The sequence below is a fragment of the Veillonella sp. R32 genome (assembly GCF_010093125.1).
Taxonomy (GTDB): domain Bacteria; phylum Bacillota; class Negativicutes; order Veillonellales; family Veillonellaceae; genus Veillonella_A.
The window spans coordinates 1-14,664 of record NZ_NMZQ01000004.1; the positions used below are offsets into that span (position 1 = coordinate 1).

Here is a 14,664-nt window from a genome sequence, read left to right on the forward strand (position 1 = left end):
CGGGACGGATAAACGCTGAAAGCATCTAAGCGTGAAACCAGCCTTGAGATGAGGTTTCTCATAACAAAAGTTAGTAAGATCCCATGTAGACGACATGGTTGATAGGCCAGGTGTGGAAGAGCTGTGAGGCTTGGAGCTGACTGGTACTAATAGATCGAGGGCTTTACTTATAAATAGTGAACCAAATTAAAATGGTAGTCACTAGACGGTAGCAACAAACTTCAATCAACGAATTATCTAATGTGTAACTTACAGCATCTACACTTCTATGTGGTTTTCAGAGTACAAGCTCTGACAGATTCAGTGGCGATAGCTACGAGGGTCCACCTGTTCCCATCTCGAACACAGTAGTTAAGCTCGTAAACGCCGAAAGTACTTGGCTGGAAGCGGCCTGGGAGGATAGGTAGTCGCTGATTAATGAAAATAAAAGGTCGTGTCGAAAGACACGGCCTTTTATTTTTGTTACTCTAACGAGTAACAATCTGTCCAGGCGCTTCCAAGAGGAGCTATTAGTAGGAGTATCTCAATAGGTAGAGGTACAATAGAAGCGGCGTGGAATAAATAGTGAACCCCATTTGAAGGAGCGCTAGCGACGCACAAATGGGTGTGAATCTTTTAGTTCGCAGCGTAAAATTCTTCGGAGAAGAATTCACAGCTGACGAACAGATAGGAAAGAATACAGTATTTTAGTTTATTCGTTTCTACCTATCCGACCAGAAGCTGGGAAAAGTAGGGCAAACAATTTGAAGGAGCAGCGCGACGCGCAAATTGTATTGCATCACTTTCTTGCGAAGCGAGTGAAACGAAGCGAAGCATGATAGGTAGTCGCAAAGAATGAAGTACACAGAGCTAGTTTCCAGTTGTTATTAGTAGGAGTATCTCAATAGGTAGAGGTACAATAGAAGCGGTCCTGGTATGCAGTGAGCATAATTTATAGGAGCAAAGCGACGCATAAATTATTGCGAATCGCATAGTTTGGGGCGTAAGATTTCTCGAAGAGAAATCCACAGCATCCGAACGGACGTATTTAAAATGTACTAGGCGCGACGCGCAAATTGTATTGCATCACTTTTTTGCGAAGCGAGTAAACGAAGCTAAGCATGATAGGTAGTCGTAAAAAGACCTAAAAACAATCACTAGCCATAATTACAATATGGTACAGCTACGTTTTTAGGTCTTTTATAGTATTTAATTAATTATGGTAAATCTCGTTCTTTTTCTTCTACGAAGTCCATAATTGCTTTTTCAAAGTCAATGCCCATACGATCGGCTAGGGCTGCTAGCCACCACACACATTCGCCTAATTTATGAGGTAAGAGAGTTTTTAAATCGCCTTCAGTATCTGCTGTAGGCCAAGTTTTTTCATAGGCCATAGCAAGGCGCCCCACTAAGGCCGCATCTGTTAAAAAGCCTAATGCATCTTCTTCAATAGTCCAACGTTTGCCATTTAGAGAGTCTTCTAATTTGTGATACGATTCGCGGATGGCTAAATTTCGTTTAATTGCTTCCTGTAATGTTATGTGTTCTTTGCTCATGAGAGTCTCCTTAATAGCTTTATCCACAGTCCACAGTCAATAATATTTGTATAGAGAATATTCGTATGTTTTCATTATATCATAGATATATGCATTTGTTTCATGGTTAACTTAGGAATTAAGTATATATAGGGATTAGGGTATTAAATGAAATAAGTTATCAATTATTGGAGATTAAGATAAAATTGATACTAGTAAGCTAAGACAAAAGCAATACTATTAAGTTGAGTGAAAAGTAATTCAAAGCATAGCGATGCTATTTAGCTAATAATAAAGGTAATGAAGATAAGGTTCAATCGATAAAATATAGGACTAATTACAGTTTTAATGACGGTTTATATAAGAGAATATATACACAACTATCCATTTATTTAGCGATGAATATGAGAAAAAATATCAATTATTAGATTGATAAAATTAGATGGAATTCTATATTGTTTCAAGATATGCTCATATCCTATTGACAATGTATGATTTAAAACGTAAAATTACAGACAGCTTTACATTTACGTGATACGTGTGCTTTAAATACCTGCTAAATTTATAGGAATTAACCTTAGTTTGTATTATATAACATATTTCGTGTTGTATTACATACTCAGTGCTGTACTACATACTTAGTGTTGTAGTACAAACTTAGTATAACGCAGTAAAGATAGGGCACTTCATGTTTGAGAAAGAAGCGAGGTAGATTAGTTCAATGGTGTGCTAATCGAAAAAGAGAGAGTTAAAAAGATTGAAGGTATGTTTATGAAACGAAGAGGTTGGTACATGCTTCTCGCCGTAGGCATAGTGGGGGCTATGATATGGGGAACACAGCAGGCTGTATCACCGCATGCGGAAGACGCGGTGACGACGCTGACGAATGTGTCCTATGATCCTACACGAGAGTTTTACGAAGCTTATAATGCTGATTTTGCAGCGTATTATAAAGCACGAACCGGTAAAGACGTAGTGATTCATCAATCTCATGGTGGCTCAGGAAACCAAGCAAGATCCGTTGTAGAAGGTTTTGATGCTGATGTGGTTACCTTAGCCTTAGCGCAAGATGTGAATTTATTACAAAAGGTTCACTTATTAGATCCGAATTGGGAGTCTGATTTACCTAATTATTCAGCGCCCTATACATCGACAATTGTATTTTTGGTGCGTAAAGGCAATCCCTTACAGATTAAGGATTGGAAGGATTTAATTAAGCCCGGTATTCGTTTAATTGCGCCCGATCCAAAGAGTAGTGGAGGTGCTTGTTGGATTTTTTTAGCGGCCTATGCCTATGGGGCAGGACCTAGTGATGATACTACGAAGGCGACTGCTTTTGTGAAACAGTTGTATGCAAATGTGGCTGTTATGGATGCTGGCGCTCGTGGAGCGACGACAACGTTTGTAGAAAACAAACAAGGCGATGTACTGCTTGCCTGGGAAAATGAAGCGAAACAGATACTAGAACATTATCCTGGTGAGTATGAACTTATAACTCCGTCAGTATCTATTGTGGCTGAACCGAGTGTAGCTGTTGTGGCTGAAATTGCAAAGAAACGAGGCACTTATGAAGTGGCTCGTCAGTATTTAAGTCATTTATATGAGCCAAATAGCCAGCGATTAATTGCTAAATATGGATTTAGACCTACGGACCCTACCATTATGGCTGAGGTGGCTAATGAATATCCTACACCACAACGTATGGTTACCATTCGTGATTTTGGTGGTTGGCCTGCTGCTTATGAGCGTTTCTTTGAAGATGGCGCCCTATTCGATACGATTCGGGATGAATAGGAGGGGCTTATGAAAAGACAAATACACACAAATGGTAAGCACCCTCGTTTATTGCCAGGCTTTGGTTTGACATTAGGTGTAACCTTAACGATTTTATCCATTATTATTATTTTACCGGTAGGCACTATTTTAGGCTATGCGGTGCAGATTCCGCCAACTGTGTTTTGGCAAACGATTGCTAAGCCCGTAGTATGGCATGCTTTTGCGACTAGTCTTATGACATCCTTTGTGGCGGCCGCCATTAATTTAGTCTTTGGTACATTGTTAGCTTGGATTTTAGTGCGCTATACGTTCCCAGGACGGCGTTTTATCGATAGCTTAATAGAATTGCCCTTTGCACTGCCTACCGCTGTGGCAGGGATTACTCTATCTAAGTTATATTCTGAGTCCGGTTTATTAGGGAGTACACTCGTGCAGTGGGGCATTTCCCTAGTATATACCAAAATAGGCATTATTATAGCCCTTGTATTTGTAGGGATTCCTTTCGTAGTACGATCGGTGGAACCTGTGCTCGCTAAATTAGATGGTTCTTATGAAGAAGCGGGCGCTGTGTTGGGGGCGAATAATTTTACTATATTCCGTCGCATTATTTTGCCTGAAATTTTACCCGCTGGCTTAGCCGGTTTTGCCTTAGCCTTTGCACGAGGTCTTGGTGAATATGGTAGTGTTATTTATATTTCCGGGAATAGTGCGAAAGCGCAAACGCAGGTCGTGTCCTATGTAATCATGCAGAAATTAAACTACATTGACTATGAAGGGGCGACGGCCATGGCATTGCTTCTATTAGTGTTGGCCTTTTTAATTTTGCTGAGCGTTAATTTATTGCAATTGCGTCAGGCAAAGCGGTTAGGAGGTCGATAAGATGAAACAGTCAAAGTTGGTAGAGTACAGCTTAATTACTTTAGGCTTCCTGTTCGTCATTTTGATGCTAGTATTTCCCTTAGTAACGGTCGTTGTCAGTTCGTTAGCACAGGGCTGGGACTTTTATATAAAAGCCATTACGACGCCTTATGTACTATCTGCATTAGGGCTTACCTTAGTGGCCGCTTTAGTGGCTGTACTAGTGAGTGGCTTATTTGGATTATGCGCGGCCTATAGCATTGGTAAATTTGATTTTAAAGGGAAACAGTTTTTAATGACCTTGATTGATGTGCCCTTTTCTATTTCCCCTGTTATTGCTGGGTTAGCCTTTATTATGGTTTTTGGTCGCATTGGTTGGGGCTATGGCATTTTAGACAGTCTTAATCAATGGTTAGGCACTAATTGGCGCGTAGTGTTTGCCTTGCCAGGTGTATTTTTAGCTACGATTTTTGTTACCTTGCCATTCGTCTTCCGTGAAGTCATTGGGGTGATGCATACACGGGGGCGTGAAGAGGAAGAGGCGGCTGTGTTAATGGGTGCTTCTGGGATGACCGTATTTTGGAAAATTACCTTTCCACAAATAAAATGGGGCTTCCTGTATGGCGTTTTACTGTGTGCCGCTAGAGCATTGGGGGAATTTGGTGCAGTAGCGGCCTTATCTAAAGCGCGTGGAAGCACCTTTACTTTGCCGTTAGAAATTGATGCATTATATATGTCGGGGTCTGCTACGGGGGTAACAGCCGCCTTTGCTGCCTCGTCAGTACTAGTTATTTTATCTATATTATTGTTAGTCTTACGAGCCTATGTGGAACATCGCGTAGGTCACGCAGGGGATTAATATAGCCAAAGAGAGAGTTTGAGGTGATGAGATGGAAGAAAGAGCCTCTCAATATGTAGCGATGGAAGGCATTTTTAAGCAGTTTGGTAATTATGAAGCTTCCAAGGATGTAAATTTTCATATCGCCGAAGGTAAAATAGTGGCTCTCTTAGGGCCTAGTGGTAGTGGTAAAACTACTATTTTACGCATGTTAGCAGGTCTAGAGCATCCAGACCAAGGGGATATTTATATTGCTGGTCAACGAGTCAATTCAATCGTGCCAGCGAAACGAGGCATTGGCTTTGTATTTCAGAATTATGCCTTATTTCGTCACATGACAGTATTCGATAATATTGCTTTTGGTCTGACTGTACAAAAAGAAGATCCTAAGGCCATAGAAAAACGCGTATTGGAGTTATTAGATTTGGTGGGTCTTGCTAATTTGCAAGATCGGTATCCTGGTGAATTATCTGGGGGCCAACGGCAACGTGTAGCCTTTGCTAGAGCCTTAGCGCCACGGCCTAATGTATTGCTTTTAGATGAACCTTTTGCAGCTATCGACGCCAAAGTTAAGCATGAGCTTCGGCAATGGTTAAAAGCGACCATTAAAAAATCTGGGATTACCAGTATTTTTGTTACGCATGATCAGGAAGAAGCGGTGGAATTAGCCGATGAGATTATTGTAACGAATAATGGTCGAATTGAGCAGATGGGGACGCCTGAAGAAATATATGGTGAACCAGCAACGCCTTTTGTAGCGGGCTTTATGGGGAAGGCTAAGGGTATAATGCATTATGAAACCTTGACCGGTTTTGAACGGGAAGAGGGCTTTGAATGGGCCATTATTCGCCCTGAATTTGTGGCTGTGTTTAAAGCGGATGCGGATCACGAAGATAGAAGTGCTGTAGAGCAAGGCGTGGTAGAAGCGGTGGCGTTTCAGGGAACGCGCCTTAGTATGCGCATTCGTATTGGTGAACATTTAATTGAAGCGGAGCAGCCGATTGAAGCCGCCTCTTTTGAAGTGGGGGAAACCGTGCAAGTTTTGATTTATCGCCTGTTCTTGTGTAGTAACACGGATGTTCATATTGTGAAAAATAAAGCCCTTGAATCGGGTCAAGTATTCTATATTTAAAAAAATATAAGAAAACAGGTGTTTTACAGACTAGGAAATTAGGTGGGATAGACGTATGAAATTTGAGAAACGAGAGCGAATCGATACCGATGTGCTTATTATTGGCGGTGGTACGGCGGGCTGTTATGCAGCGTTGACCTTACAAGCTCACAGTGAGGCCAAGGTACTCATTGTGGAAAAGGCAGCCATTCGTCGTAGTGGCTGTTTAGCGGCTGGCGTGAATGCCCTTAATGCGTATATTGTAAAAGGTCGTAAACCTCAGGATTATGTGGATTATGCGACGAAGGATGCGGCCGGCATTGTCCGTCAAGACTTGTTACTCTCCATGAGTGAGCGTTTGAATGGAGTTACCAAAGTATTAGAAGATTTAGGTCTGGTTATTTTAAAAGACGCTAATGGCGAGTATATGGCTAGAGGCAATCGGAACATTAAAATTAATGGTGAAAACATTAAACCTATTTTAGCCGATGCAGTGTTACAACTGCCAAACACCACTGTTATGGAACATGTTATCATGACAGACTATTTAGTGGAAGATGGGGAAATCAAAGGCGCTGTAGGCTTTTCCTTGCGGCATAACGTAGCCTATGAAATTTATGCACCTTATGTAATCTGTGCCACTGGTGGGGCGGCTGGTTTATATCGTCCTAATAATCCGGGGTTTTCAAGGCATAAGATGTGGTATTCCCCGTTTAATACAGGGGCTGGTTATGCTATGGGCATTCAGGCCGGCGCTGAAATGACGACCTTTGAAATGCGTTTTATAGCCTTGCGATGCAAAGACACGATTGCACCAACGGGTACGATTGCACAAGGCGTAGGGGCTAAGCAGGTCAATGCTGATGGTGAGGTATATGAAACTAAATATGGCCTCACCACCTCACAACGGGTGTATGGTACGGTAAAGGAAACGTTAGATGGTCATGGACCTTGCTATTTAGCTACGGAAGGCATTACGAGCGAACAGAATATGGACCTACTAAAAGCCTATCTGAATATGGCGCCCGGGCAGACCTTGAAATGGCTAGAATCTGGGGAAGGTCCACAACAGCAGAATGTAGAAATTGAAGGCACCGAGCCTTATATTGTAGGCGGTCACACGGCTAGTGGCTATTGGGTGGATACGAATCGTGAAACGACCATTCGCAATTTATATGCGGCTGGTGATGTAGCCGGTGGTTGTCCACAAAAATATGTAACGGGTGCGTTAGCTGAAGGGGAAATTGCGGCACTAGCTATTGCCAAACGCTATGAAGCGGGCAAGCCTAGTGGGGTTCACGTTTCACCAGCCCTAGCGGCGCAAGCTCAGACTTATTTAGATGCGTATGATAGCTATCTGACGGGCGAGGCTCCTTTATATACGACAGAACAGTTAGAAGAAGCGATGCAGCGCACTATGGATAGCTATGCAGGGGGGATTGGTTCCTACTATCGGTTTAATAGTAAACAGTTGGCTAAAGCGAAGGCCCGCATTGAAGAGTTACAAATCATGGCCAATCATTTGAAGGCGGATACTTTACATGATTTACTGTTCATTTATGAATTAAAAGAACGACTAGTTGTATGTTTAACCTTGATAGCTCATTTAGGGGCTCGGCAAGAAACGCGCTGGCATAGTTTTGCAGAAAATCTAGATTATCCTGAAACGAGTGATGAATGGCTTTGTTATGTCAATTCAGTAGCTACTGACAAGGGCATTGAAATTCGACAACGACCATTGGTGAAGGAGGATTATTATGAGCATCAGAATTGATCAGAACACCTGCGTAGGTTGTCAGCGTTGCGTTAATATTTGTCCTGGTAGCTTACCGGCTATGAATGAGAGCGGTAAAGCCTTTATGGCCTATCCTAAGGATTGCTGGGGCTGTATGGCATGCATTAAAGAGTGTCCTGTAGGAGCCATTGCCTATTTCCTAGGTCCTGATATGGGCGGTAAAGGCGGCGCCATGAAGGCGCGCCGTGAAGGGCATTTTTGGAATTGGGAATATACCTCGGCGACTGGTGAACATCAGACCATTGTGGTAAATGCGCAAGAATCCAATCAGTACTAATGGGTACTAATCGGTATTAATCAGTATTAATCGGTATAAATCAGTATTAAAAAGTTTTTTATAAACTACCTTAGTTAGGAAGTCCTAACAAGCCAGGGCTATGTAGCCCCTGACTGTTGTATTTAGGTATTAGACTACGAGTAAAAGAGAGAAGGTTGTAACATGAGTGAATACAGTCATTTAGATGAATTAGAAGCGGAAGCCATATATATAATCCGCGAAGTGGCCGCGCAATGTGAAAAGCCAGTTATGCTATATTCCATCGGGAAAGATAGCTCGGTTATGCTACATTTAGCGCGCAAAGCATTTTATCCAGAAAACCCACCCTTTCCATTTTTACATGTAAACACGACTTGGAAATTCAAAGAAATGATCAAGTTCCGCGATGAAACGGCGAAAAAATTTGGTCTTGATATGATTGAATATATCAATCAAGAAGGGGTTGCTCAAGGGATTAATCCCTTTGACCATGGAGCCGCTTATACGGATATTATGAAGACGCAAGCGTTAAAACAAGCGCTTAATAAATATGGTTTTACCGCTGCTTTTGGTGGTGGTCGACGGGATGAAGAAAAGTCGCGGGCAAAGGAACGTATTTTCTCTTTCCGTAATGCATCTCATGGCTGGGATCCTAAGAATCAGCGCCCTGAAATGTGGAAGCTATACAATGCTAAAATCAACAAAGGCGAAAGCATTCGCGTATTCCCCCTTTCCAACTGGACAGAAAAAGATATTTGGCAATATATTAAGCGGGAAAACATTGATATTGTTTCCTTATATTTTGCTAAAGAACGACCCGTTGTATACCGTGATGGCAATATTATCATGGTAGATGATGATCGTTTTAAATTACGTCCTGGTGAAAAAATTGAACAGAAAAAAGTTCGTTTCCGTACCTTAGGTTGTTACCCATTAACAGGGGGCACCGAATCTGATGCAACTACCTTAGATGAAATTATTGAAGAAACCTTATCCGCTGTTTCCTCTGAACGCACGACTCGCGTTATCGATAGTGAAGCGGCTGGCAGTATGGAACGTCGTAAACGGGAAGGTTATTTCTAAAATAGGTGTTGGGATAAGAGAGGATACAATCATGAAAGGACTTTTAAAATTTATTACTTGTGGTAGTGTAGATGATGGCAAATCCACACTCATTGGCCACATTTTATATGATGCTAAATTATTATATGCTGACCAAGCGAAAGCTTTAGAATTAGAAAGTAAAGTAGGTAGTCGCGGCGGTGCTATTGACTATTCCTTATTGCTAGATGGTTTAATGGCAGAACGGGAACAAGGGATTACCATTGATGTGGCGTATCGGTATTTTACGACGGACAATCGTAGTTTTATCGTTGCGGACACACCAGGTCATGAAGAATATACCCGTAACATGGCCGTAGGGGCGTCGTTTGCTGATTTGGCCATCATTTTGGTAGATGCGTCGCAAGGCATTTTAGTGCAAACTCGTCGTCACGCTCGCATTTGTGCCCTCATGGGGATTGAATCGTTCGTGTTTGCAGTTAATAAAATGGACTTAGTAGGCTATAAAGAAGAGGTCTTCCGCCAGATTGAAGCGGATATTGCAGACCTGGCTAAGGAAGTGGGCCTTACTAAGGTACAAGTTATCCCTGTATCGGCTACGGAAGGGGATAATATTACGACTAAGGCTACCACTATGCCTTGGTATGAAGGACCCGCTTTGTTGCCTTATTTAGAAACTGTAGATGCGTCTGGTACGGCGGAAGATGGTTTCTATATGCCTGTACAGCGCGTATGTCGACCAAACCATACTTTCCGTGGTTTCCAAGGGCAGGTAGAAGCAGGGCAAGTGGCGGTAGGAGATACCCTCACTGTATTACCAAGCGGGGAAAGCGCTAACGTAGAATCCTTGTTAGTGGGCTTCGATACGGTGCAGGAAGCCCGTTTAGGACAACCATTGACGATACAGTTAGATCGTGAAATCGACGTTTCACGGGGCAGTGTATTGGTTAAACAGACAGGGATTGGCATTGCGCAGACAGCTAGCGTAAAATTGCTCTGGATGGATGATGAACCATTAGAAGTGGGCAATGAATATTTGGTTAGCTTAGGGACTAAGCAAGTAGCCGCTACGGTGACTGACATTCAGTACCAAATTGATGTTAATAGTGGCGAACACTTGCCAGCGGCTGAGCTAGGTAAAAATAGTATTGCCCTTTGCACTTTACATTTCCAAACCCCAGTGGTTATGGATGAATTCCGCCATCACAAAACCTTAGGTGAATTGATTTTAATCAACCGTGTAAGCAATATGACGTCTGCTTGTGGGGTTGTGGAGGCCGTAGGTACAGCGGCGCAACAGCATACCTTTGAAGGGCATGGCTTAAATGCACGAGGCGATGTATTTGATGAATTCTACTACAATGTAGAAGGGCTTAAAGTGGATAAGATTCGCCCTACGCGAACGACTTTCCACGTAGGTGATAGCTTGCCAATCCATGGTGCTAGTTATGCGTATCCAAGTAACTTTGATGTGTTGGTAGTGCGTGATAAAGTGGCTATTTTAGTCCGTAATGGCCAGTTTGCAGATATTGTTGACCTGGCTGCTTACACCTATAGTGATGTGCCTGTTGTTAATGGTCGAGGCTTTGCTTTACAAGTAAATAGTGCAGTCGATGTGGCGCAGTTTATTGCGGAATCTGCTGATGATAGCTTGCAACATGATGGTGCTTGGCATGATAAATGGCTCCGTTTTGAAACGTATCGTAAAATTATTTTCCATGATTCGTTTTGGTCCATTTAATTCCTGACTCCTTTTCTTTTTAAAATAAGGACTTTTTCGAGATAGTATAACACTCAAAAAGCCCTTATTTTAGGTTTTAGGCGCACCTAAAAAAGTCTTTAATAAAGCTTTTTTAATATATTTATGTAGCTGTATTTATCTCGAATAGACGCGTTCCAAATCACCTTTTTGACTTCGGCTATCCCATAAACGTTGTAAGGTATGTTTCCGTTTACTAGAACCCTGTACAATCGGAATATGTTGTTTATTAATTTAGTTCTTTGAATACATCATAACCTAAATAAAAAGCATTTTTTAAAGATATTTAAGTGCTCTTGTAAATTATTTTATTGGGAGAATAAGTTAAGGAATATACGTCCTTTATAATGCTATGAAACATAGAATATAGAAGTATATAAATAAACACATCTTTTGTGAGAGTAAATAGACCTTTACAAAAGATGTGTTTTTCGTTATCTTAAATATAAGATGAATTCAAAAACATTTCAAAAATTTGCTTTTTTATTAAGTCTGGTTAAACGGTTAGAAATTGATTTTTAGGGGGGATTGTATGAGGAGATTTATTAAATCTATTGTTATGCTTATTTGTTTGTTTTCTTTATATATTCCCGTGAATGCATCTTTTGAATATATGGGGTCTAAGACTTTTATGAGATTTGCTTATCCTGTTAAAGAAGAATCAGGCAATTTAAAGTCTAGGGATGGGGTTATAGATGCATCTTTTATTGGAAAAGTATTAACTATAAAGATTAACAATAAGCAGGTGTTACAAAGAATATTTCCAACTTTTAGGCATGGAATGATAACTATAAGTTCTTTCTATGATACTACTACGGAAAAGAATTTTTATAAGATTTTGCTTTATTTACAAAATACAAATAATCGTGACAATTTATATTTGACTCTTGTAGGATTTGATAAGAAAGGCAATCGTTTAGTAGACTATATTAATTTATACGACTTTAAGGATCCATTTGGAACTACTGCAGCTGGATATGCTGATATAGAAATTAATTCATTGAACTCTAATCAGTTAATTTTATTTTTAAACGATTTTGAAAGTAATCAAGAGTATAGATATTATTTAGAATGGAATTCTAAAAAACAAAAATTTGATTTGGTTAAAGAAGGATATGCTATTAAAGATAGAACATATCACCATTAAAGGGGATATTATTAGTCGAGTGGTGTTTTATTAATTGTAGAAGGGACGTGTTAGTATGAAACAAATGATTGAATATGTAATGTTAGCGGTAATGGCAGTCGCTATGGTTGTATTAGCTGGTTGCGGGGCAGAACCAGAAGATAAAATTGTAGGTCAATGGATTAAAGAAGAAGTAGATTTAAATGGGGTGCGTTGGATTGATATAAAGAAAGATAAAGATAATCAATATATTATTTCTTATCATTCTTTTGGATATGAAGTAAAACAAACTAAAAATGATGAAAACCCTTTAGGAACATTTCATTTAGAATTTCATAATGTATTAAATGAATGGAAAGGTACACGATCAGCCACCTATCAAAATAATACTTTAGTAGATAATGAAAGTAGAGATAGAGATAAATATACTTTTAATGAAAAAAATGATGAGTTAATTTTAAAAAGTTTAACAGGAAGTGGTGCTTATAAAAGATTTAACAGTAAAGATATGTTAAAAGAAAAAATTGACGAATTAAAAACTGTAAAAGAAAAAGAAATTAAAAGTCGAACTGAAGGATCAACTATGTTTAGATATAAGTATGATAACTTTACTTATGATGATAGTGTATTAGATAATACTAAATAGAAATAAGAGATAAGGGACTGTAACTTAAATGACAGATAAAATCTGCATTTTGTTACAGCCCCTTCTTTGTTTAGATACCTCTTAATCAGGCATAGGCTATACCCGTGATAAGGCCTATGTCATTTGGTTATTTGAATAATATAGAATATATTTAACTATGCAAAAGAGGTATTTTAAAAATGACATTAGAATATATATAATAGTAAACACGAAGTGTAATATCTAAAATTATCAATATATTCTATAGACTTTACATCTAAAATATCTACACTCCGTGAATAGAATGTAAGTCATTAGTAGCTAACCACTGTTTGGATTTATTTTGTATTTTTAATACAGTATATTATATAAGGAGAAACAGCATGGAACGATTTGAAGCAATTGTCGTAGGTGGCGGCTTAGCAGGGGCAGCAGCGGCCTATCGTATGGCCAAAGCAGGTGTTAAGGTGCTCTTAGTGGAACGGGGGAGTTATGGGGGCGCCAAGAATATGACCGGTGGTCGTATTTATACGCATTCCTTAGAGGCGTTAATTCCTAATTTTCGTGAAACCGCACCGTTAGAGCGGAAAGTAACGAAAGAACGAATTTCCATTTTAGAAGGTGGCAAAGCGACCACCGTTGAATATGAAGCGGAGCCAGCTAAACCTGAAGATGAGTCCTATGTTGTATTGCGGAGTGTTTTTGATAAATGGTTAGTTGATCAAGCAGCAGCAGCGGGGGCTGTAGTAGTCAATCGCATTCAGGTAGATGCGCTTCTTAAAGAAGGGGAAAAAATTATAGGCATCCGTTGCGGTAAGGATACCATGCTAGCTGATGTGGTAGTCTTAGCTGATGGGGTAAACTCCTTATTAGCTGAGCGTGCTGGCCTTAGAGCGCCTATTACAGCCTCTGAAGTAGCGGTAGGGGCTAAAGAAGTATATACCTTTAATAAAGGTGTCTTAGAGGAACGGCTTGGTCTTGAGGCTAATGATGGTTTAGCCTGGCTTTGTATGGGCGATATTACCCATGGTTTAATGGGGGGCGGCTTCGTATATACCAATAAAAATAGCCTGTCCTTAGGCGTTGTCGTAGGTCTTGAACATATTGGTGAAGCGGATGCTACCATTGAAGATATGATGAATGAATTTATGAGCTATGGACCAATTGCTCGTTTATTAAAAGGTGGCAAATTGGTAGAACGTAGTGGTCATATGGTACCAGAAGCGGGCTATAAAGCCGTTACAACCTTAAGTGGTGATGGATTTATTATCGTTGGTGATGCAGCTGGTTTCTGTATTAATATGGGCTACACTGTACGAGGTATGGATTTTGCCATTGCTTCTGGCATGTATGCAGCCGATGCGATTATTAAAGCGAAGAAACTCCAAGATTTCTCAGCCGGTGCTTTACGTTATTATGACATTTTAGTAGCGGATAGTTTCATTGGTAAAGATTTGAAAACCTATCGTCACTTCCCAGAATTCCTTAATAATCCACGTATTTTCCAGAAATATCCAGCTATGGTCAATGGTATTATGGGCGATGTTTTCACTGTCAATGGCAGTGGAGCTAAGCCATTAGTACCTAAGTTGTTGAAACGAGCCACTGGTGTGGGTCTTGTGAATCTGGCTATGGATGCACTTAAAGGAGGGCGTGCCTTATGATGAATTTAGAAGAAAAATTAGGGGTTAATAAATATTATGTTAACGAAGGGCATCCTCATATTGAAATCATCCATGATTATCCAGATATGAAGGAAAAAATGAAACTAGTTAATGCGTGCCCTGCTGGTTTATACACGCTTAATGAGGATGGCACATTGGCATTTGATTATGCCGGTTGTGTAGAGTGCGGTACTTGCCGTGTATTATGTGGTAACACTATCGTGACAAAATGGGAATATCCTGATGACACGAAGGGTGTGGAATTTCGTCAAGGTTAAAA

General features: G+C 40.3%; 13 protein-coding genes and 2 rRNA genes. 14 read left to right on the top strand and 1 reads right to left on the bottom strand.

What is annotated here, in order from left to right; translation table 11 throughout:
* Both VER_RS01355 and rrf read left to right on the top strand, forming a co-directional pair.
* A 23S ribosomal RNA gene (locus tag VER_RS01355) occupies positions 1–170 on the top strand; the annotation flags it as partial.
* A 129-nt stretch (positions 171–299) separates the two neighbouring features.
* Positions 300–416: ribosomal RNA gene (rrf, locus tag VER_RS01360) — 5S ribosomal RNA — on the top strand.
* A 780-nt stretch (positions 417–1,196) separates the two neighbouring features.
* Here the strand turns inward: rrf and VER_RS01365 are convergent.
* A complete protein-coding gene (locus tag VER_RS01365) occupies positions 1,197–1,535 on the bottom strand; it encodes a MazG-like protein (RefSeq protein ID WP_202922103.1) in 339 nt (112 codons plus the stop codon).
* Positions 1,536–2,285: 750 nt separating this feature from the next.
* Here VER_RS01365 and VER_RS01370 point away from each other — a divergent pair.
* From VER_RS01370 to VER_RS01425, 12 genes are all read left to right on the top strand, one after another.
* Positions 2,286–3,308, top strand: a complete 1,023-nt coding sequence (locus VER_RS01370; protein WP_162099101.1) for a sulfate ABC transporter substrate-binding protein — start codon at positions 2,286–2,288, stop codon at positions 3,306–3,308.
* A gap of 9 nt (positions 3,309–3,317) precedes the next feature.
* Positions 3,318–4,169, top strand: a complete 852-nt coding sequence (cysT, locus tag VER_RS01375; RefSeq protein ID WP_162099102.1) for a sulfate ABC transporter permease subunit CysT — start codon at positions 3,318–3,320, stop codon at positions 4,167–4,169.
* A gap of 1 nt (position 4,170) precedes the next feature.
* A complete protein-coding gene (locus tag VER_RS01380) occupies positions 4,171–5,007 on the top strand; it encodes a sulfate ABC transporter permease (RefSeq protein WP_162099103.1) in 837 nt (278 codons plus the stop codon).
* Positions 5,008–5,038: 31 nt separating this feature from the next.
* A complete protein-coding gene (locus VER_RS01385; protein ID WP_162099104.1) occupies positions 5,039–6,118 on the top strand; it encodes an ABC transporter ATP-binding protein in 1,080 nt (359 codons plus the stop codon).
* Between the two features lie 55 nt (positions 6,119–6,173).
* Positions 6,174–7,871 carry an adenylyl-sulfate reductase subunit alpha gene (locus tag VER_RS01390; RefSeq protein ID WP_162099105.1) on the top strand — a complete coding sequence of 566 codons (1,698 nt, stop codon included), beginning with the start codon at positions 6,174–6,176 and terminating at the stop codon, positions 7,869–7,871.
* On the top strand, positions 7,855–8,169 hold the full coding sequence (locus VER_RS01395; protein WP_162099106.1) for a ferredoxin family protein: 315 nt from the start codon (positions 7,855–7,857) through the stop codon (positions 8,167–8,169). Before VER_RS01390 ends, VER_RS01395 begins: the two co-directional genes overlap by 17 nt.
* A gap of 162 nt (positions 8,170–8,331) precedes the next feature.
* Positions 8,332–9,231, top strand: coding sequence for a sulfate adenylyltransferase subunit CysD (gene cysD / locus VER_RS01400; RefSeq protein WP_162099107.1), 900 nt, complete (start codon positions 8,332–8,334; stop codon positions 9,229–9,231).
* 31 nt (positions 9,232–9,262) lie between these two features.
* Positions 9,263–10,951, top strand: a complete 1,689-nt coding sequence (locus VER_RS01405) for a sulfate adenylyltransferase subunit 1 (RefSeq protein WP_162099108.1) — start codon at positions 9,263–9,265, stop codon at positions 10,949–10,951.
* Between the two features lie 550 nt (positions 10,952–11,501).
* Positions 11,502–12,116 (top strand): hypothetical protein, encoded by a 615-nt coding sequence (locus tag VER_RS01410; protein WP_162099109.1) that lies wholly within the window; start codon positions 11,502–11,504, stop codon positions 12,114–12,116.
* A 55-nt stretch (positions 12,117–12,171) separates the two neighbouring features.
* The gene (locus VER_RS01415; RefSeq protein WP_162099110.1) at positions 12,172–12,741 is read left to right on the top strand and encodes a hypothetical protein; all 570 of its coding nucleotides are present in this window, start codon (positions 12,172–12,174) and stop codon (positions 12,739–12,741) included.
* Positions 12,742–13,103: 362 nt separating this feature from the next.
* The gene (locus VER_RS01420; protein ID WP_162099111.1) at positions 13,104–14,384 is read left to right on the top strand and encodes an FAD-dependent oxidoreductase; all 1,281 of its coding nucleotides are present in this window, start codon (positions 13,104–13,106) and stop codon (positions 14,382–14,384) included.
* Positions 14,381–14,662 (top strand): ferredoxin family protein, encoded by a 282-nt coding sequence (locus VER_RS01425; RefSeq protein WP_162099112.1) that lies wholly within the window; start codon positions 14,381–14,383, stop codon positions 14,660–14,662. Before VER_RS01420 ends, VER_RS01425 begins: the two co-directional genes overlap by 4 nt.
* The last annotated feature ends 2 nt before the right edge of the window (positions 14,663–14,664 follow it).

What these genes read in the sequence shown, in the direction of transcription:
- VER_RS01380 (WP_162099103.1), top strand. Translation starts at nt 4,171, where the DNA reads ATGAAACAGTCAAAGTTGGTAGAGTACAGCTTAATTACTTTAGGCTTC.
- VER_RS01365 (WP_202922103.1), bottom strand. Translation starts at nt 1,535, where the DNA reads ATGAGCAAAGAACACATAACATTACAGGAAGCAATTAAACGAAATTTA.
- VER_RS01385 (WP_162099104.1), top strand. Translation starts at nt 5,039, where the DNA reads ATGGAAGAAAGAGCCTCTCAATATGTAGCGATGGAAGGCATTTTTAAG.
- VER_RS01370 (WP_162099101.1), top strand. Translation starts at nt 2,286, where the DNA reads ATGAAACGAAGAGGTTGGTACATGCTTCTCGCCGTAGGCATAGTGGGG.
- VER_RS01405 (WP_162099108.1), top strand. Translation starts at nt 9,263, where the DNA reads ATGAAAGGACTTTTAAAATTTATTACTTGTGGTAGTGTAGATGATGGC.
- VER_RS01410 (WP_162099109.1), top strand. Translation starts at nt 11,502, where the DNA reads ATGAGGAGATTTATTAAATCTATTGTTATGCTTATTTGTTTGTTTTCT.
- VER_RS01420 (WP_162099111.1), top strand. Translation starts at nt 13,104, where the DNA reads ATGGAACGATTTGAAGCAATTGTCGTAGGTGGCGGCTTAGCAGGGGCA.
- VER_RS01415 (WP_162099110.1), top strand. Translation starts at nt 12,172, where the DNA reads ATGAAACAAATGATTGAATATGTAATGTTAGCGGTAATGGCAGTCGCT.
- VER_RS01395 (WP_162099106.1), top strand. Translation starts at nt 7,855, where the DNA reads ATGAGCATCAGAATTGATCAGAACACCTGCGTAGGTTGTCAGCGTTGC.
- VER_RS01425 (WP_162099112.1), top strand. Translation starts at nt 14,381, where the DNA reads ATGATGAATTTAGAAGAAAAATTAGGGGTTAATAAATATTATGTTAAC.
- cysT (WP_162099102.1), top strand. Translation starts at nt 3,318, where the DNA reads ATGAAAAGACAAATACACACAAATGGTAAGCACCCTCGTTTATTGCCA.
- cysD (WP_162099107.1), top strand. Translation starts at nt 8,332, where the DNA reads ATGAGTGAATACAGTCATTTAGATGAATTAGAAGCGGAAGCCATATAT.
- VER_RS01390 (WP_162099105.1), top strand. Translation starts at nt 6,174, where the DNA reads ATGAAATTTGAGAAACGAGAGCGAATCGATACCGATGTGCTTATTATT.